Raw genomic sequence first — 538 nt, 5'->3', positions numbered from 1 at the left:
ATGATGCGGCTGTCGATCGTCGCTTCGGTCGCTTCCATGCCGAAGGCGAGGCGCAGATCGGCAAGCGGGATGACCTTGCCGCGAAAATTGATGACGCTGGCCACGAAGGACTGAGCGCCGGGAACGGCGGTCTCAGGCAGAAGGTCGAGGATTTCCTGGACCATCACGGCTTCGAGCGCGAAGGTTTCGCCGTTCATGTCGAATGTCAGAACTTCGACTTCGTCGGCATAGGACCAGAACTGRTCCACTCTCTCGGCTACCGCACTCATCCTGCCACCCTCATCKGAGATTCCTGTTGCTGACCGGCGGCCACCAGATGGCCGACGTCGAGAATGAGGGCGACGCTGCCGTCGCCGAGAATGGTTGCGCCCGAGAAGGTCGCAACGTCGTCATGCAGCTTCGACATCGACTTGATGACCGTCTGGTGGTCGCCGATGATCTGATCGACRACGAGGCCGACACGCTCGGTGCCGGTCGAGATGACCACCACCTTCTGGTGAACGTCAGGCTTGGTGCCGGTGCGGAACAGATCGCGAAG

The 538-nt window shown here is 60.9% G+C and carries 2 protein-coding genes; both read right to left on the bottom strand.

Going from position 1 to position 538, the window contains the following annotated elements; genetic code table 11:
• The coding region (locus AC1DJO_RS29865; RefSeq protein WP_477974135.1) for a chemotaxis protein CheW at positions 1 to 269 on the bottom strand (269 nt) is incomplete at its 3' end.
• Positions 266 to 538 (bottom strand): chemotaxis protein CheW (locus AC1DJO_RS29860; RefSeq protein WP_477974134.1); only part of this gene is annotated, 273 nt, incomplete at its 5' end. The genes AC1DJO_RS29860 and AC1DJO_RS29865, both read right to left, overlap by 4 nt.

Source organism: Rhizobium sp. 05N430 (assembly GCF_056396985.1).
This window is presented reverse-complemented; position numbering and strand designations above follow the sequence as displayed.